This is a genomic window from Blautia sp. AM28-27 (genome assembly GCF_003480905.1).
GTDB classification, from domain to species: Bacteria; Bacillota; Clostridia; order Lachnospirales; family Lachnospiraceae; genus Fusicatenibacter; species Fusicatenibacter saccharivorans.
Genome location: NZ_QUJK01000025.1, coordinates 14,625 through 32,362, shown reverse-complemented (window position 1 = coordinate 32,362; position 17,738 = coordinate 14,625). Strand labels below are relative to the sequence as shown.

Below are 17,738 nucleotides of genomic sequence, written 5' to 3'. Positions count from 1 at the left end.
ATTTCCACGATTGCGGAAAGTGTGATATAATCCAGATAAGCGGCAGCAATCAACCCACCGGAAAGGAGCGTGCGCCCATGAAAGGAGCAACAAGCATACAGGAACGTCTTTGGGAACTCCGCAAGGACAAAGGCTTAAATCTGGAAGAATTATCAAAGCTGACGGGCATTTCCAAATCAGCTCTTGGGAATTATGAAAAAGAGGATTATAAGGAAATCAATCATGGCAACCTTATCACGCTGGCAGACTTCTATGGAGTTTCCGTTGATTATCTGCTGTGCCGGACAGAGAACAGGGAGCAGATCAACACGCCATTGACGGAGCTGCATTTGAGTGATGAGATGGTAGCACTTCTGAAAAGCGGTCGGATTAATAACCGTCTGCTATGCGAACTTGCCACCCATAAGGACTTTATCAAGTTTCTTGCGGACATTGAGATTTATGTGGATGGGATTGCCACCATGCAGATTCAGAACCTCAACGCCCTTGTCGATACCGTCCGGCATGAAATCATTGAACGGTATCGCCCTGGCGAAGACGACCCGCATTTGAAGGTGCTGCAAGCTGCACATATCAGTGATGATGAGTATTTCAGTCACATGGTTCTGGATGACCTCAACCTGATTATCCGGGATATTCGGGAAGCCCATAAAAAGGACAGTGAGAGTGCGCCCCAGACCACCGTTGCCGATGAATTGAAAGAAAATCTCGAAGCAGTCGAAAATTTCAAGGGCAGCCGGGATGAAAAGCTGGTTGTCCTTTACTGCAAGCAGCTCGGTATCAACTATAAAAATCTGTCAGACGAAGAATTTCGCTGGCTGATTCGGATTCTCAAAAAATCAAAGAAAATGGGAACGCCTATCAGCCAGAGGAAAAAACGGTAAAAAAAACCGCTGTTGCATGGTTGGGGTGCCTTCCATGTAGCAGCGGTTCTTGCTGTGGTTATTATTTCATTCGTTTTCTTAATATCCGGCGATAATTTGTTTCTCCCTTTGGTGCGTCCTGTATAATTTCCAACACACCATCTTCAAGCATTTTATCAATGCGATTAGAAATCCATACATCACTAATTCCAAGTTGATATTTTCCTAAAACATTACCTATAACAATAGCCATTTTGAATTGCTCTGGCTGTTCCGCAATTTCACGAAGAATGAAACTATCATATATATCTTCTGAAACACTTTGCAATTTACCATTTAGCATTGCACGCAAAGGTGCATTTTCATTTTGAAGTTGATTCCATTTCATAGCACAAGCTGAAAGAAATACAGGCTTAGCTTTTTCTTGTAGAGTTATATATTTTCCCCATTCGCCAGGAGAAACCTCACCCCATGCTATTTTGGATGTCATAGTATTTTCTTTTCCATATTCCCAGGCAGGTAACTTAACCAAATAAATTGTTGTCTGACAGTTTAATGGTCGAAGTTGTTTCATAAGCCAGTACATACCGCAAAGTTCATCCGGATTATAGCTATACCAAATACGAACTTCTTCCCCAGCTACATATCGTTCAATAACCGAAGACAATGTAGTTTTAATTTTCTGTATTTTTTCTTCAACCTGATAGTCTAAATCCTCTACAAACCAGACAGACAGCATTTTCTTGAGAACATTTTTCCGCTGTTCGCCAATTCCATTATCAGAAATATCTCCCACACTAAGAGCCATATCAAAACAATAAACATCACTGCTCTTGCCTCCCAATGGAATAGCATTCTCCCAAGCAATATGTTCTTGTTCCTGTGCTTGAATTTGTGCTTCTTTCATTTCATCTGAAGATGGAACACTCCCATCTTCGTGCCTCATAAAGACCGAAACTGCACTTCCTCTATACTTTCCCTTACCGTAAGTTTGGGCAATTTTCAAACTTCCACAGGCACTTTCACCAAATACAATTTCAATCATCTTATATACCTCCGATTTAATTACTCCCGTATGAATAAATTATATCATGCAAAACAATTTCTTCTGCCCGGTTGTGAATGTTATTACAACGCTGCACCCATTCCATTTGTTGAGTTCGCTTCAATTCCTCTGTCACGCCCTCGGTGGCTTTCATCTGCTCCATGATAGTGTCTAACCGTTCCTGTGCCTGTTCGTTCAGGTCTGCAAGATATGTCCACAATTCTCCGGTCAGTATCAATGTATTCAATCTGGCTGGGTGGACTTCCCTTAAATATTCCCGGTGCATCCGTCCGTACTTTCCGATAGGGCGGTGTTCCTCCGGCAGTTTCAAGTCCGGGATGTAGTAATCTCCGACAAGGATATAATCAATTCCGTTTTCCGTTATTCTTGGTTTCAATTCTCTCATGTTCCTTACCTCCTGTGGAAGCAGGCTCGTCTGGTACTAACTCAATCACATCGGTAATCTCACAATTCAGCGTTTCACAGATACGGGCTAATGTGTCCATGCTGATGTGCTTTCCCTCTTTGCTCATGTTGGCAATCATATTCGTTGTCATACCAGCGGCAAGCCTTAAATCCTCTTTCCTCATATCACGCTCTAACAGTGTGTGCCAGAGTGGTTTATAGCTGATGTGCATATTGTTTTCCTGCCTTTCTATCCATACCACCGAGGCGGCTGCCCCGGCAGGAACTTTTCTCTTATTATAACACCAATCTTGTGAAATCACAATTTATTCTTGTAACCTGCCGCTGATACCGTCTGGATTGTGCTTTTCCTTTCTTTTTGCTCCCTTTAATTAGCCATGAACTGTTTCATACCCTGGCTTTTTGCTGATGTGTGATAAAGAAGTAGTAGAAGTGTAAAAAATTTTGCCGTTCCTATCCGGCGTTTGCGCATTGCGCCGGATAGGTCGGGCGGTCATTCGGGCAGGTCTACCTTGCCAACGAAAGAGTAATAAATATCAATGTCCTGTCTGCGTGTGCCGTTCTCGTCATAGCTGCACTCATGCACAACGATTTTCTCCACAAACTCACGCAAAAGGGTAGGGGTAAGTTCTTCAAAGCTGGTGTACTTGCGGACAACATTCATAAACTTTTCTGCGTTTACCGTGGCTTCCTGCGCTTTGGAAAGCTCTGCCCGGATAGCGGCGGCTCTCTCTTTCAGTTCTTTCTGCTCGGCTTCATAGTCTGCCGACAGCTCCGTGAAACGCTCGTCTGAAATGCGCCCGGTCACGCTGTCCTCATACAGCCGCTTGAAGATAGCGGATAACTCGCTGATACGCTTCTCGGCGGCTTCCAGCTCCTTTTTCCTTGCGGCGTTCCTGCGCTTGCCCCCGTCCTCGTTCTGCTCGATCAGCAGCTTCATAAACCGGGCTTCGTGCTTCGCTGCATAGCTGGTGACTTTCCGCAGATTGTCGGTCACTCCGGCGGTCAACAGGTCGGTGCGGATAAAGTGCGCCGTACAGTCACGGGTACGCTTCTTGTAGCTCCCGCAGATATAACAATCCTGCTTGCGGGTGGCGTTCTGGTAACGCTGCTGGTAAAGGACGCTGCCGCAGTCGGCACAAAAGAGTATGCCGGAGAATAAGCCCACTTCATCATAGCGGTTCGGGCGTTTGCGCTGCTTGCGTAACTCCTGCACACGCTCCCACATCTGGGTGTCAATGATAGGCTCATGGTGGTTCTCGAAAATCGCCTGTTTCTCAATGGGGTTCTCTACGCTGTGCTTGGTCTTGTAGGACGGCTTCTCCGTCTTGAAGTTTACCAGACAGCCCGTGTACTCCCTGTTTTCAAGGATATGTACCACGGTATTGGTCGCCCACTTGCACTCATAGCCGGGGTGGTAGCGGCGGGTGCTTCCCGTCCGACGGTATTCCAGCGTTCCCGGCGTGGGGATCTCCTGCTCTGTGAGCATACGGGCTATCTTGGTCGGCCCGTTCCCGGCAAGGCACAAGCTGTAAATCTGCCGCACAACAGGGGCGGCTTCCCCGTCAATGATAAAATTTTCGTCCTCGTCCATAAAGTAGCCGTATACGGGTTTGCTCGTGACGGGCTTCCCGCTCATACCCTTAGACCGTTTTACTGCTTTGATTTTCTTGCTCGTATCTCTCACCAGCCATTCGTTAAAAATGTTCCGCAGAGGGGCAAAATCATTGTCGCCCTGTGCGCTGTCCACTCCGTCATTGATAGCGATAAAGCGGACGCCTTTCTGTGGGAAAATCATTTCCGTATACATTCCCACTTGCAGATAGTTTCGCCCTAACCGTGACATATCCTTGACGATAACGGTGCCGACTTTTCCGGCTTCAATGTCCGCAAGCATGGCTTGAAAACCGGGTCTTTGGAAGTTCGCCCCAGAATAACCGTCATCTGTGTACCATTGCAGATTGGAAAAGCCGTTCTGCTTCGCATAGGTTTCAAGAATACGCTTCTGGTTTGAAATAGAATTGCTCTCACCTTGCAGCTCGTCCTCGTGGGATAATCTCGGATAAAGGGCGGTAATAAGGTTTCGGGTGGTCTGTCTTAACATAGTGTCCTCCATTTCCGACAGCCAGCCCCACTATTCCGTATGACTATCATACCACACGCCGGGGCTGGCTGTACAGTCCTTTCTGCTTCTTTACGTCCCGTCAAATTGCCGATTTTTGTGTAGCAGCTTCCGCTTCCAGCACTTTCAGCATTTTATCGGCGGCGGTGGCGGTGGTGTCCTGCTTGAAATAGCCGGAAACGACAAGGACAGAATTACCTATGCGGATTTCCGTCACGCAATCCGGGCGGCGGGTGCTGCGGTCATTCTTTGGGGTGTTGGTCATAGGCGGCTCTCCTTTCTGTTCATCAGCTTTTTCAGTTGTCCCATTTTCTCCTGCGCCGTGGCTTTTCGGAAGTTGCTCCCGGTAAAGCGGACAGGAGAACACATTTCAATCAGACGGTCATAAATGCGGGCGTGGGCGGTGTCCTCCGGGTGCTGCAAGTCCTCCAGCGTGAGATTAGTCGTGACGATCAGCGGCCTGCCGCTGCGGTAACGGCTGTCAATCACGTTGTAGACCTGCTCTAAGCCGTATTCCGTTCCCCGTTCCATTCCAAAATCGTCAAGGATAAGCAGCGGGAAGCTGCAAAGTCGGGAGATATATTCATTCCTGCCCTCAAAGCTGGCGGCAAGGTCACCCAATATCAATGCAAAGTTTGTCATGCACACGGGGATTTCACGCTCCATAAGGGCATTTGCGATACAGCCCGCAAAATAGCTCTTGCCTGTGCCAACGCCGCCCCATAGCAGATAGCCAATGTTGCGCTCTTTCATGGTTTCCCAGTTCTCCACATAGAAATGGGCGTGTTCCATTTGCGGGCACTTGCCGTTGTCGTTCTCAAACGTCCAGCCCTGCATAGCCGGGTCTGTAAAGCCCCGCCGCTTCAACCGCTCGACAGTTTCAAGGTGACTGCGCTGTTTCTCTGCGGCTTCCCGTTCCTCACGCTCTGCCCGCTGGCAGTCACATTCTGCCGGGTGGCGGTCACGCCCCAGCCATGCGGCGGTTTCTTTGGGGAAATAGCCCTCTTTGGGCTTGTGGCACTTCCCGCAGTATAAAAGCCCGTCCTCGCCGGTGTAGTCCTCCGGCTCCGGCGTGGTGTCGGTCATATTCAAAATCATTTCATCAAATCCATTCGTCATAAGCTCTCGCCCTCCTTACAGGTATAATCGGGTATGCCCTTTTTCGGGGCTTTCTTGGCTGCGTCCTCCTGCGCCCACTTGAAAATCGTGGCTGCATGGCTCTTGTATTTCCTCCCGCTGGAAGCGATATGGCAGGATAGGCGGTCAATGTAATACTCCCACTTGCCGGGAAGCTCTGTTTTCAGCCCGTCAAGCTCCGTATCGGAAAGAATGACATTGTGGTATCTGCCATAGGCGGCGGGGGCGGGGTGTCCCGTTTCTAACTCTCTCTCTTTTTCTATTTCTATATCTATCTCTTTCTCTATCTCTATCTCTGGTGGACAAATGTCCGCTCGATATGGTGGACATTTGTCCGCCCCTGTCTGCGGCAGGGCTTTTTGTTCCTGCAAAGCCAGCCGCGCCCTGCGCTTGCGCTCCCCCTCGGTAGAGGACTGGCCGATTAAAAGCTCAATGTTGCTCATGTAGAGTGCGCCGCTTGGCAAAGGCTCCACAAGCCCCAGCTTCATAAAGATTTTCAAAGCTCTCTCTACGGTACCTACCTGCTGGCGGGTAATGGTCGCAATCATCTGGGCGGTGTAGGGGATATTCTCGTCAAGCTGCAATTTCCCGCCGTTTTTCAGCGATTTCAAGTACAGCTTCAAGAGAATGTTGGAATAGATAACGCCGTCCTGCATACTTTCCAGCAGAACGATTGCATCATCGTCAAAATAGCTCTCTTTCAGCTTGAGGTAGTAATATTTGCGGTTATCTGCCATAGGCTGCGTCCTCCTTTTTCCAGCGTTTGGAATAATAGCGAGGGCATAGTATGATAACCGCCCGGAAGCTCTGTTTGCAGTCACGGGTGCAGCCCCGGCATAGGTCGTTGTAAGTGATACGGTTGCGGTGGTTGAGGAAGAAAGACCATTCCAGCCGCCGCTTCTTGCTCATTCTCGGCAATGGTAAGCTCCTTTCTGCCGTTCCTATCGGTGTAGCGGGATAGGGGGCATTTTCTGTATGTTCTCGGTATCATTTTCGGGCTTTTTCTGCCCTGTAAGCCCCGTTTGGAAGTCGGGGAGTATTGCGGTAAGGGTTCATATCATACCTGTATTTTTGTAGGGTTTCGGTATCATTTCGGGGCGGTCTTTAACGCTCCTGTTCACGCTTTTTCTGCTGGCTCGGTGCGCCCCTTAAAATCTGGTCGATATTGCGTCTGACTGTCTGAAGCTCCTGCGCCCGCTGGCGTTTCTCCCGGTAGTCGTTATATCCGGCGTTCTTCTGGACGGTAAGCTGCTCAATCTCCCTTTGCAGGGCTTTGCTGGCTGGCAGCTTGGTTATTCCATGCTCCCGGAAATAACGGGCGGCTGTGTCCGCTATGATAAAATCGCTTTCGTGCTGTTCCCGGTAGGCTCTCCGGGCTTTCTCCGATTTCTGCGCTTTCAGACCGTCACGGGCGGGCTTCGTGCCGATATAGCCCAAAAGGTTGCGCTGCAATTCCTTTTTCTCCCGGATAGCGGCTTCCAGCCCTTTCAGTCCGGCAAGGCTCTCCTGCGTGGCGGTGTTGGCTGCGGAAATGGCAGCGTCCAGCTCGTCCGGGGAAGAAAAGCCATACTGCTGGTAGAGCATGAGGGTAGCCGACATCTGTTTGAGGTTGTGCATGGTCGCCCACTTCTCATAGCCCCGTCCTTTCCCCTCGGCTCGCTTGGCGGCTATGTCTACCATGCGCTGTACAGCGTCATTGTTCGGGGCGTTTTTCGCTTCTTTTTTCGTCCGTAAGCGGTCTTTGATACTGCCGGGGTATTCCGCTATGGCTGCGGGTTTTTCGGCGGCTCTGGCGGCGTTCTGCTCCAAAACGGAGAGGACAGCAGCCCGGTCAAAATCGTCCCCCAGCTTCCGGGCGGTAATTGGCTTCGTCCTGTCCGGCGTGAGGTAACTTAGCCGCCCCCGGCTCTCCTTGACGGTCACACCATGCCGGAGAAGCAGGGCGGCAAACTCATCAAAGCCGGAAGCAGCGGCAAGGGCTTCCCGGATAGTCCGGCGCAGCTTCGCCTTATCCGTTTCAAACTTGGTCTGCCGGGGCGCGATACCGTCCGCAGCAATAGGGGCGTTGGCTCTGTCAAGGGCAGCCTGTCCTTTCTTCTGCGCCCAATACTCACGCTCGGTAATGCGTTCTTTGCTGCCGTTCAAAAGGTCTATCTGGTAAAGCCCCTCGCTGTGGCACATCTCCATGACTTCGGCTTTCAGATAGTTCATAGCTGCGTCCGTACAGCGGTGCTTGCAGCCTGCTTTCCTGTCCGCTGGCCTGTCCATGTGGGGCAGCATGGGAACCTCCGCAATCCGCAGACTGTTAATGACGATATGCACATGGATATTTTCGGTGTGGCTGTGTCCGTCCGGGTGGGTGCAGACAAGGGCCTGGTGTCCGGGGAAATGCTCGGCGCAGAACTTCTCGCCCAGCTCCTGCGCCCGATCAACGGTCAAGCCGTTGTCCGGGCCGTCCCGTGGGTCAAAGCTGATGATGTAGTGGTGGCTCTTTACGTCCTCCCGTTTCTGGTTCTTGCCGTAGCGGAGATTGGAGCGCATACAGGCAACGGCAAAATCCTCCCCGCCACAATTCAGAGAGGATATGCGGTAGTCTACCCTCGGTATGAGCCGCCCGTCTGCGTCAAGGGTGGGCTTCATGGTAAACTCGTCATGCTCGAATGTGAGGTATTTTTCAGCGTCCCCGTAGTTGGCATTTTTAGAGCTGATATGTTTGAGTATCGCCAACGGCTTCACCTACTTTCTGCAAGACTTCAAACTTCAAGGCGGCAAGGTCGGCGGCGGCTCCCCGCACTTCCTTTTCCAGCCCCCGGTAGGGGCTTCCGTATTCGTTCAGGCTCCGGGCAATCTGGTTTAAGTTGCCGCCGATTTTCCCGTACTCTGCCGTGAGCTTGGAGAGGGCGGCAAGCAGCCCGTCATTGACCGGGGAAACGGTGACAATGGGGCGTATGGTCGCTTTCCGTATGGCTTGCCGGATAAACTCGGACTGGCTGATTTCATAAGCCGCCAGCCGCCCGGTGAAGTCGGCGTATTCTTCATCGGTCATGCGGGTCTTTACCACATGACGGCGGTGGGGCGTATTGTATTTCTTTCGCATGGTCTGTGACCTCCTTTCTCGCCCGACAGGGCGCATAGCAGGGTTTGGGGAAGGCACTCCCCAACAAGATTCCCGCAGGGGCAAAAATAAGCGGAGAGCGAATTTTGGCACCTCGGTAGAATCTTGCTCTGAAAAACTCCGGCGTTCCCCGGCTCCCGTCCTTTCCGCTAACAAAACGTTTCAAAAGGGCTTTGCTACCCGCTATTCCGGCTTATCTTGAAAATTTTCCTTTCACTACCTACAACACCACGCAAAGCAAAATGGACGGAGATTTTTAGAATTTCCCCTCTATTCCCTACAACACCACGCAAGCCGGAATAGGCGGACAATGGCAGTATTTTTTTCTTTGATACCCTCTACGGATAAGTAAGGGATTTTGCCAACTGCGGCGGCTATTTTCCCTTTTGTTTTTTCATACTGGGGATTTTCAAAAATGCCAAACAGGAACGAAAAAAAGCAGCAAATCTGTTGAATAGATTTACTGCTTTCTGGTTGCCGGCGAAGCGGCGGTTATTCAGTTGTAGGCGGTAGGGCTATCTCCCAAAGCGGAACTTGAAAATAGCTGTGAGAAGCGTCTGGGTGATGTAGTCCTCTGTATCTTGGTCTACCCGTCCATTCACACGGGCGGCACATTGTATGCGGCGGCGGTAATACTGCAATACAGTTCCCACCGCTTCCGGCTCCCCGCTGGCGGCTTGGACGATTGTTTCATAGGGGAGAAGCCTATTATTTCTCATATGCCATTCCCTCCATTTCCGCTTGGAGCTGCCGTAGGGCTTTTCGGATATGGTAGCCCGCTGTGCTGCGGCTGCGCCCGTACTGTCTGCCAATTTCGTGCTGTGGAATACGCTTGAAAAAGGACAGGTAAATCATTTCCCGCTCCCGTTCGTCCAGCCGTGACAGGGCTTCCGCAAGTAAACCGCTGCTGAAAATGACCGTATCGCCGCAAAGGGTAAGTATGTATTCCTCGTCCGGCTCCGGGGCTTGGAAATATTCATCTGTCGTGCCTAAAGGGTAGTGCTTTTCGTCTGTGAGGTATTCAAGGGATATTTCTCTTTTGTGCTTCCTGCTCCGTGTCCTCGCTGCGTTGATCGTTGCATTTCGGATAACGACTTTGCAAAAGGCATGGAAAGTGTACTCGATATGTTCCCGATATTCTTCTGTACAGGTCATGGAAAATCCCCCTTTCCTCCCAAAAGGGCTGTGGCTGGTTAGTAGTTGCTTTTTATGATAGTAAGGGGCGGCAGCACTTTAGGCTGTCGCTCCTTGACTGCCTAACTGCAAAACCGGGCGGGGCTGTCAACGGCGGGCGAAGCCCGTTCATCTTGACCGTTGACTGGCTCGGCCGGGTTTGCTATTTATCCGGCAAACTTGAATTTATTTTAAGCTATCACGTTTTACCTTTTTAAGCCTTACTATCATTACCATAGGAATTTCTTTATTGTTTTTGAAACATTCTTCATAAAATCCATCAATGACAAATCCAGCTCTGAAACAAAGGTTAAAAATATCTTGTATGGAACGATGATAATAAATCTGCTCCTCCGGCTGCCCTTCGATCGCTATATCATAGTAACTGTGCGGTGTCATATATTTTTCAGTCAATGTGATAAAACAAGGGTGCTGCGTTGCAAAGACAAAAATCCCGTTTTCCTCCAATAGTTCATAAACAGCCATAAAAAGCGGTTCAATATCCGTAATATCCATAATTGCCATATTAGAAACTGCTTTCGTAAAGGCTCGATTTCTTTTTAATCCTAATAAGCTTTCTCTATTGGTCGCATCCGCTACGCAAAACTCAATTTGTTTTGCATATTGTGATCGCCGTCTTTTAGCCAATTCTATCATTTTTTTGCTGTAATCAAAAGCGACGACCGAAGCGCCTCTCTGTGCAAGATACGAAGAATAATTTCCATTGCCGCACGCAATATCCAAAATGTAATCCGAAGGATCAGGAGAGAGAAGTTCCGTTACTTTGGGACGTACTACCTCTCTGTGAAATTCATTGGATTCGTCACCCATTGCATCATCCCAAAATTGTGCGTTTTTCTCCCAGATCTTTTTGCTTTCCTCTGTTCCCATGTTCTCTCCCACTCCCAAAATTTGCCTTTTTGCTTCCATTAAATCTTCCTTACTATATTCCATTGTTACCCTCCATAACTTCTGATTGTTGCCGTCTTGACTATTATGTATCTTTTCTTTCCAAAATGGTATAGGCTTTTATTTTTATAATGCTGCAAAACTTTTCTTCTGTAAGGTATTCAAAGGATATTTCCCTTTGCCGCCGCTATTGGAAAGCCAAAAGCAGCGGCTTTTTTACGCGATATGACCGAAAAGACTAGAAAGCAGGATATGTCATCATTTGTCATTTCTTCTCAATGTAATAACTGCATGGCATATCAAGCCAAATACAAGAGAAAAACAGCCACCGCCAAATAGTGATGCTCCCCACCCTGCACCCGACATTGTCATAAAACCGCCAACAAAGAAAATACCAATGCCAAGAAATATCCCGACACCATAAAAAAGTCCAATTGCCATATCATACTTATTAAATTGTCGTTTCTCTTTTTTTCACATGTTTCCATTTTTGTTATTACCTCCTTCGCAAAATCGTCCATGTGGACTCCAAAAAGAAAACAAATTTTTTTCAACGTATTTAAATCGGGTTCATTAACATCTCTCTCCCAATTCGATAGCGCCTGCCGGGTAACATTCAATTTCCCAGCCAGTTCTTCCTGTGTCATTCCCGATTGTGTTCGCAGATGACGTATTTGCTTTCCTGTTGTAATATCCGTCTGTTTCTGGTTCAAAATGGTTCCTCCTCTCTGATGCTGATTTTATCAATGATATTTCGCAATAGCCAGCAATGAACGTTTGCATTGCGCAAGATGTTACATTATCTTCTGAAACATATGCCGGATCTTGTCTAAACGGCTGTTCGGGCGGCGTGGCTGAAACACAGGCTCGCCGGAAGTTTCCTGATACCCTTTTAATTCTGTAATGCAGACACTTCTTCCATTTGTATAAAAATTCAAATCATTTCTATATTCACCAATACAACGGGCAGGGATTTCCCCCTTAAAAATAACTTCATCTTTTTCAAGTCTGGTTGATTCAATGATTGCGCAATACTTTGGTGCGTCATTATAAGCCCGTGAAAGATATTCCTGCGGTGCAAAAAGGGTAAAGGAAAGGTATGGTTCCAACAGTTGTGTTCCTGCTTTTTTCAATGCCTGCTCCAACACGACAGGCGCAAGAAAACGAAAATCAGCGGGGGTGCTGACCGGGCTGTAATAAACTCCATAATCAAAACAAATTTGGCAGTCTGTCACTCCCCAGCCATATAAGCCCTGCTCCATTCCATAACGCACACCCTCCATGACGGCATTTTGAAAACTTTGGTTTAAATAGCCGAGAGATACCTCGCTTTTATATTGTGTTCCGCTTCCAACAGGAAGCGGTGTTACAGTCAAACCAATAGATGCCCAAAACGGATTCGGCGGCACTTCAATATGAATCGTGTAGCTCGCTTTTTTTTGCGGTCTTTCCAGATAAATAACCGAAGGCTCTTTCATAGCCACGCCCACATGATATTTTTCTTCTAATAGCGAACAAATAACTTCTAACTGTACTTTTCCCAAAAAAGATAATATAATCTCATGTGTAACAGTATCAATGTCAAAATGCAAAAGAGGGTCTGTATCAGCAATCTCTGTGAGGGCATTTAACAGGGCTTCCCTTTGCTCCGGCTTTTGCGGCTCTACCGTTGTCCGAAGTAATGGCATGGGATTATCAATCCATGTTTTGTGAGGCAGGAGTTTTTCATTTCCCAGAATGTCGTTCAGTTTCAAAGTATCATCAGCTAAAATAACAATTTCTCCCGGACAGGCATGGTCAACCGGGACGATTTCACCATTTGACGGAATACACATTTCTGTAATCTTTATTTTTTCCTTTTTTGACAGCAGCAGGGTATCCCGTAAATGGAGCGTCCAATGATACAGGCGTAAATAAGAAAGCCGTTTTTTCCGCTCTGTATACTCAACCTTAAAAACATATCCACATAATTCAGACTGAATATCGTCTGTTTCTGTAATGAAAGTTTCTGTAATCGCTTCAATCAGTTTTTCTGTTCCTAAATTGTCTTTTGCACTCCCATGATAAACAGGAAACAAAGAGCAGCATCTGGTTCTTTTGCACTTTTCATATTGTAATTCCTGTATATCCAAAGAATCCTCTGCAACATATCGTTCTAATAGTTCATCGCTTCCGGAAATAATCATATCCCATTTGTCCAAATCAGAAATATCGGTCATGGTTATCTTTGGCGACAGGGAAACCTCCTGCATGACAATCATATCACTGGTAAGTTTATCTTTAATGCTTTGGTAAACACGCCGCAGGTCGATCCCATTTTGGTCTATCTTATTTATAAAGATAATTGTCGGAATGTCCATTTTCTGAAGCGCATGGAATAATATACGGGTTTGTGCCTGTACGCCGTCTTTTGCCGAAATGACTAAAACAGCTCCGTCAAGGACAGATAAAGAGCGGTATGCTTCGGTTAAAAAATCCATATGACCGGGAGTGTCCACGATATTGATTTTATAATCATTCCAGCAAAAAGAAGTAACCGCTGTCTGAATGGTAATTCCGCGCTGCCGTTCCAAAATCATAGTGTCTGTTCTTGTAGTTCCTTTATCCACGTTTCCTTGTTCCGCAATCGCTCCACTGGTGTACAGCAGGCTTTCCGTCAATGTTGTTTTTCCTGCGTCTACATGGGCGAGAATTCCAATATTGATTATTTTCATGTGATTGTCCTCCTTTTACAGCCCCAAAAGGGCATAAAAATCCCCAGCAGTAAAATACTTTTACCACTGGGGATTATAATTTGCGGACATACACATATACAGCATACACCTGTTTGTGATTGCTGTATATGTGTATGTCAAAATTGATAAGGCAAAAGTATTCTTAAATTGGGTACAAAAAACCAAGCCCCCACAAAAGGGACTATCATAATCCTTTGTTCCCACTATTTGATTATAGTTTTATTTAAGAATACCTTGCCGCATATTTTTTACTCCTTTTTTGGAATGATGCTATTATATCACATTAGTTTTAGGAAAGAAAGTACCTAAAAGAAATTTTTCTTCCCCTTATATGTAACAATCATACCGACTTTCTGGCGTTCAGAATGGTTTCTGCTGTCTGCTGTGGTGTTTGGTTGGAATTGTCCAGCCAAAAGCCGATCCGTGGTGTTGTCTGCATAAATGTATCGTATAAGGTTTCAACCGTAAAGCCGGAATAGCCTGTTTTCTCCCTGTATCGTTCCCTTCCTTTTATTGTTTCCACATCTGGACAAAGAACGACAACCTCAACAGGGTATTTATGCGGCACAAAAAATATGTACATGTAACTAATTCAACACATTTATAATTTGAATAGGGACATTATAGCATTTACTAAATACAAATTCAATGTATACGGAAATAAAGATATAAGGAGTGGGAAGGATTCCGCCGTAGTCGGCATTGTAGGAAAATCCAAAAGTTTAGATTTTCCCACAATGCTTATCTTTTGGTCTTTGGTTCGGAATAGTGTAGTGCTGGCGGTCTATCTCTTGTTTTCGGTTGCTTGCTTCCTTACCGTACATGAGCATTGGAAGCAGGGTTGTCCTGGCCATAACCTTCCAGAAGGTTGATAACGCCCCAGATACCAAGACCTGCGCCCAGGGCCACTACGAGAGTCTGCAAAACACCAACAGCACTGTTGAAAAATTCCATAAAATAATCCTCCTAAAAAATGTTTTTGATTTTGGGTTAAGTTGTTGCGTCAATCTCGTACACATCGAAGGTGTCCGTGGGTTTTACCACGGCACGCTGCTTCTTCATGTACCGTTCCATGTCAAAGACATTTTTAGGGTCGGCGTCGGCCGTGTATCTGTAATTCGGGTGCCGGGTGAGGTCGTACTTGTCCGAAAGGAACGGGCGCACGCCCCGCAGCATGAAGATACACTTGCCGCCGTCCATCACTGCCAATTCGTCTTGGGTCATCAACTCCTTTCCTAATTTCTGATAACTGAGGCCATGGGAAACCTGACTGCCCCGGTTTTCAGACTGGTTATAGAGATCAATGGTCTCTTTCCCCAGCAGCTCCGAAATTTCCTTGAGCGTGGATTTCTCTTTGCCTCCCAAAAACAAGGTGCTGTCACAGTTACCGACGATGGTATCTGCCGCGTCCTTGTAGATGGTCTTTAGCTGACTCTGCGACTGCAAAATAATAGAAGCCGATATTTCACGGCTTCGGATGGTGGCAATCAGCTTATCGAAGTTCGGTATCTGGCCGATGTTGGCAAACTCGTCCAGGATCAGACGGACATGGACAGGCAGCCGTCCGCCGTAGAAGTCATCCGCCTTGTCGCAGAGCAGATTGAAAAGCTGACTATACATGAGGGCGGCCACGAAATTGAAAGTGCTGTCCGTATCCGAAAGGATCACAAACAGCGCCGTCTTTTGGTCGCCCAGGGTATCCAGTTCCAGTTCATCATATTCCATCAGGTCCCGCAGCTCCTTGATGTCGAAGGGAGCAAGCCGGGCGCCGCAGGAAATGAGAATGGATTTTAAGGTTTTGCCCGCCGCCATCTTGAATTTGCGGTACTGCTTAACGGCGAAGTGGTCCGGCTCCCGTTCCTCCAACTGAGAAAAGAGCAGGTCCACCGGGCTTTGATAAGTCTCGTCGTCCTCTCTGGCTTCACTGGCATTGATAAGGTCCAGAAGCGTGATGAAGTTCTTTTCTTCCTCCGTGGCCTCGTACCAGATGTAGCCGATCAGTGCGGAATAATAGAGGCGTTCCGCTTTGACCCAAAAATCTTCCGAAGATTTTTCGCCTTCACCCTTCGTGTTCATAATTAGGGCATTCACCAGCTTTAAGATATCTTTCTCTGACCGAATGTAAGCCAGTGGATTGTATTTCATGGATTTTCGGAAGTTTATCAGGTTGAGGCACTTGATACGGTATTTCTTCCGTTCCAGGAAAGCGCCGATCTCCGGCAGCAAGGTCCCTTTCGGATCAGTGCAGACATAGGACGAATGAGCTTGTAGCAGCGACGGCTTACAGAAGAACCGCGTCTTGCCGCTGCCGGAACCGCCGATCACCAGAATGTTTTTATTTCTGGCATACTTCGGCTGCTTTGGACGACTCGCCATTGTGATCCGTTCCGTCTGCGTCATGGGGATGTTCTGGAAAAAGTCCTTGTCCATGTAGGGAGCGATATCCGCCGCTGTCCCCCAGCGGGCAGAACCATACTCGATCCCGTGGCGATACTTCTTAGCGTTCTTGCCTTTCAGATAGACCGCCATGCGAAGGATCACCGCACCCGCTATACCGATCAGAAGGTCCGTTGGCTGGAAACTGAGCCACGGGGAGGAAAGCGCTGCCGTGAAGCCGTCCCCAATGGAGAGCAGCTTGCCGGAGAGGTTAGCACCGGGCGCAAGCCGGAAAGCCTGTGCCAGCTTATCGAAGGGATACACGAACAGAAGATACGGAAGGTTCAGCAAAAACATTTTTTTCATATTCATCTCTGCACGCTCCGATCTTTGACCTTTACTTTCTCCCGGTCAATGGTGCGGTGTTCCGTTTTCTCCGCCGCCTGTTCCTTCGCCTGGGTCAGCCGCTCCCGGATGGATGGCTTTTCCTCACGGCTCATTTTCCGGCTGGCAAACTCCTGAAACGCCACTGTGATGGCATCCGCGTCCCGGCTTTTGAAAAAGACCAAGTAACGGGGCTGCTCTGCGGCGGTGTCTTTCTTCAAGGCAAAATCCACATGATATTTCTTTGCCACACGGGAGAAAGCCTTGATATTCTTATCGCTGATCTCGATATTGGCAAGACCGGCGTTCTGGCTGGCAAGCTGTTTAAGGCTCTGCCTGCCGCGGTAGATTTTGGGCTTCTGGCTTTTCTGGATTTCCTCCAGGAACTTTTTGACGGCCTTTTCAAAGACTTGCTCGCTTAGCTTGGCTCCGTCAACAATGAGCGTTACGGCGCCCCGCGTTACTTCCTCCTGCATTTAGCCTCGCCCCCTTTGCCCGTCCCCGTACATATCGTGCTGCACCAGGGAAGAATAGTAGCTGTTGATGGTGGTCGGGGCGTTATACAGCGCCGCCAGAAGGTATTGCTTGATATTGCGGACATAGGTGGTGTTGTCCTTCATGCAGTCCATGACATACTGAACATGAGAACTGTCCAGCTTCATAAACCGGGACTTTACCACCTCCGCCGGATAATCGTCTCCGGCAATGCGGATGACTTTGCGGGCAGAACACACGGTATCCACGATCAGGTCAACGATCTCGTCAAGCTGCTCACGGTCGATGTGGCTGTCCTGCACCAGATAGCTGTACTCGATGTTATCCAAAATCACTTCACGATAACATTCTCTGGCTCCCATCCGATCCGTTCCCATCCTTGCCTCTGCGGGGGTAGGGGGATTTGATTGGATAGGATTTGATATCTCCGTACTTGATAAATCAGTCTTTGTTTGATTAGTATTTAATTGTGCGGGTTTTTCCGTACACGGTTCCGCCGTATCCGGGATACCCATATCCGGGTTTTCCGTATATGGCTTTGCCGTACCCGGTAAAGGCGTACCTGGGCTTGACGGCGGCTCGCACTGAGGCATTTCGTAAATCACATACTCGGTATCCGTGATCTTGCCTTTTTCATCCCGAAGCTGTGTGCGCCGGATATACCCGTGGGTTTCCAGCTCCTTCAACGCCGCACCGATGCTGTCCACACCTTCCCGGCAGATCGCCGCAAGACCTCTGGTGGTATAATTCCACTCGTCAGGGAGCGACAACATCATGGACAGTAGCCCTTTGGATTTCAGGGTCAGCGTCCGATCTTTCAAGTGATAGTTCGACATGACCGTATAATCACGGGTCTTTTCAATACGAAAAACAGCCATCTTCGCACCTCCTTCCTGTGAAAATAAAAAGTGTTGATTTTGAGCGGTTTACCCGTCTGTGTGCCTCCATAGCCTCCTGC

Annotated in this window: 19 protein-coding genes and 2 pseudogenes; 1 reads left to right on the top strand and 20 read right to left on the bottom strand. The window is 48.0% G+C overall.

Annotated elements, in window-relative coordinates; genetic code table 11:
- Nucleotides 1-77 precede the first annotated feature (77 nt).
- The gene (locus DW743_RS17115; protein WP_117762206.1) at nt 78-884 is read left to right on the top strand and encodes a helix-turn-helix domain-containing protein; all 807 of its coding nucleotides are present in this window, start codon (nt 78-80) and stop codon (nt 882-884) included.
- A gap of 61 nt (nt 885-945) precedes the next feature.
- Here DW743_RS17115 and DW743_RS17110 read toward each other — a convergent pair whose 3' ends face one another.
- The 20 genes and pseudogenes from DW743_RS17110 to DW743_RS17010 all read right to left on the bottom strand — a co-directional run bounded on the left by DW743_RS17110 (nt 946) and on the right by DW743_RS17010 (nt 17,658).
- Nucleotides 946-1,908: a DUF3658 domain-containing protein gene (locus DW743_RS17110; RefSeq protein WP_014078537.1), complete on the bottom strand. Its 963-nt coding sequence runs from the start codon at nt 1,906-1,908 to the stop codon at nt 946-948.
- 16 nt (nt 1,909-1,924) lie between these two features.
- Entirely contained in the window at nt 1,925-2,314 is a 390-nt protein-coding gene (locus DW743_RS17105; RefSeq protein ID WP_009296082.1) for a TnpV protein, read from the bottom strand.
- A complete protein-coding gene (locus DW743_RS17100) occupies nt 2,274-2,546 on the bottom strand; it encodes a helix-turn-helix domain-containing protein (protein ID WP_002593556.1) in 273 nt (90 codons plus the stop codon). The genes DW743_RS17105 and DW743_RS17100 overlap by 41 nt, the downstream gene beginning before the upstream one ends.
- A gap of 161 nt (nt 2,547-2,707) precedes the next feature.
- A pseudogene (locus tag DW743_RS19125) lies at nt 2,708-2,806 on the bottom strand (Maff2 family mobile element protein); the annotation flags it as partial.
- Nucleotides 2,807-2,827: 21 nt separating this feature from the next.
- The gene (locus DW743_RS17095; RefSeq protein ID WP_002605633.1) at nt 2,828-4,438 is read right to left on the bottom strand and encodes a recombinase family protein; all 1,611 of its coding nucleotides are present in this window, start codon (nt 4,436-4,438) and stop codon (nt 2,828-2,830) included.
- A 100-nt stretch (nt 4,439-4,538) separates the two neighbouring features.
- Nucleotides 4,539-4,721, bottom strand: coding sequence for a transposon-encoded TnpW family protein (locus DW743_RS17090; protein ID WP_002605634.1), 183 nt, complete (start codon nt 4,719-4,721; stop codon nt 4,539-4,541).
- The gene (locus DW743_RS17085) at nt 4,718-5,575 is read right to left on the bottom strand and encodes an ATP-binding protein (RefSeq protein ID WP_002605635.1); all 858 of its coding nucleotides are present in this window, start codon (nt 5,573-5,575) and stop codon (nt 4,718-4,720) included. The genes DW743_RS17090 and DW743_RS17085 overlap by 4 nt, the downstream gene beginning before the upstream one ends.
- Nucleotides 5,572-6,330: a phage replisome organizer N-terminal domain-containing protein gene (locus DW743_RS17080; RefSeq protein ID WP_002605636.1), complete on the bottom strand. Its 759-nt coding sequence runs from the start codon at nt 6,328-6,330 to the stop codon at nt 5,572-5,574. The genes DW743_RS17085 and DW743_RS17080 overlap by 4 nt, the downstream gene beginning before the upstream one ends.
- A complete protein-coding gene (locus tag DW743_RS17075) occupies nt 6,320-6,511 on the bottom strand; it encodes a hypothetical protein (RefSeq protein ID WP_006058351.1) in 192 nt (63 codons plus the stop codon). Before DW743_RS17075 ends, DW743_RS17080 begins: the two co-directional genes overlap by 11 nt.
- A gap of 186 nt (nt 6,512-6,697) precedes the next feature.
- Nucleotides 6,698-8,320, bottom strand: coding sequence for a relaxase/mobilization nuclease domain-containing protein (locus tag DW743_RS17065; protein ID WP_002602093.1), 1,623 nt, complete (start codon nt 8,318-8,320; stop codon nt 6,698-6,700).
- Nucleotides 8,292-8,690 (bottom strand): plasmid mobilization protein, encoded by a 399-nt coding sequence (locus DW743_RS17060; RefSeq protein WP_002602094.1) that lies wholly within the window; start codon nt 8,688-8,690, stop codon nt 8,292-8,294. The genes DW743_RS17065 and DW743_RS17060 overlap by 29 nt, the downstream gene beginning before the upstream one ends.
- 533 nt (nt 8,691-9,223) lie before the next feature.
- Nucleotides 9,224-9,427: a helix-turn-helix domain-containing protein gene (locus tag DW743_RS17055; protein WP_002602095.1), complete on the bottom strand. Its 204-nt coding sequence runs from the start codon at nt 9,425-9,427 to the stop codon at nt 9,224-9,226.
- On the bottom strand, nt 9,417-9,863 hold the full coding sequence (locus DW743_RS17050; RefSeq protein WP_002602096.1) for an RNA polymerase sigma factor: 447 nt from the start codon (nt 9,861-9,863) through the stop codon (nt 9,417-9,419). The genes DW743_RS17055 and DW743_RS17050 overlap by 11 nt, the downstream gene beginning before the upstream one ends.
- Before the next feature lie 204 nt (nt 9,864-10,067).
- Nucleotides 10,068-10,835 carry a class I SAM-dependent methyltransferase gene (locus tag DW743_RS17045; RefSeq protein WP_002602097.1) on the bottom strand — a complete coding sequence of 256 codons (768 nt, stop codon included), beginning with the start codon at nt 10,833-10,835 and terminating at the stop codon, nt 10,068-10,070.
- Nucleotides 10,836-11,048: 213 nt separating this feature from the next.
- Nucleotides 11,049-11,503: pseudogene (locus tag DW743_RS17040) on the bottom strand (helix-turn-helix domain-containing protein).
- Nucleotides 11,504-11,584: 81 nt separating this feature from the next.
- Complete coding sequence (gene tet(32) / locus DW743_RS17035) at nt 11,585-13,504, bottom strand: tetracycline resistance ribosomal protection protein Tet(32) (protein WP_118760269.1); 1,920 nt, start codon at nt 13,502-13,504, stop codon at nt 11,585-11,587.
- A gap of 834 nt (nt 13,505-14,338) precedes the next feature.
- On the bottom strand, nt 14,339-14,479 hold the full coding sequence (locus tag DW743_RS17025) for a Maff2 family mobile element protein (RefSeq protein WP_016300369.1): 141 nt from the start codon (nt 14,477-14,479) through the stop codon (nt 14,339-14,341).
- Nucleotides 14,480-14,515: 36 nt separating this feature from the next.
- On the bottom strand, nt 14,516-16,273 hold the full coding sequence (locus DW743_RS17020) for a VirD4-like conjugal transfer protein, CD1115 family (protein WP_117762199.1): 1,758 nt from the start codon (nt 16,271-16,273) through the stop codon (nt 14,516-14,518).
- Nucleotides 16,270-16,761: a PcfB family protein gene (locus DW743_RS17015; RefSeq protein WP_117762200.1), complete on the bottom strand. Its 492-nt coding sequence runs from the start codon at nt 16,759-16,761 to the stop codon at nt 16,270-16,272. The genes DW743_RS17020 and DW743_RS17015 overlap by 4 nt, the downstream gene beginning before the upstream one ends.
- Complete coding sequence (locus DW743_RS17010; protein ID WP_117762201.1) at nt 16,762-17,658, bottom strand: DUF6017 domain-containing protein; 897 nt, start codon at nt 17,656-17,658, stop codon at nt 16,762-16,764. It abuts the gene before it with no gap.
- Between the last annotated feature and the right edge of the window lie 80 nt (nt 17,659-17,738).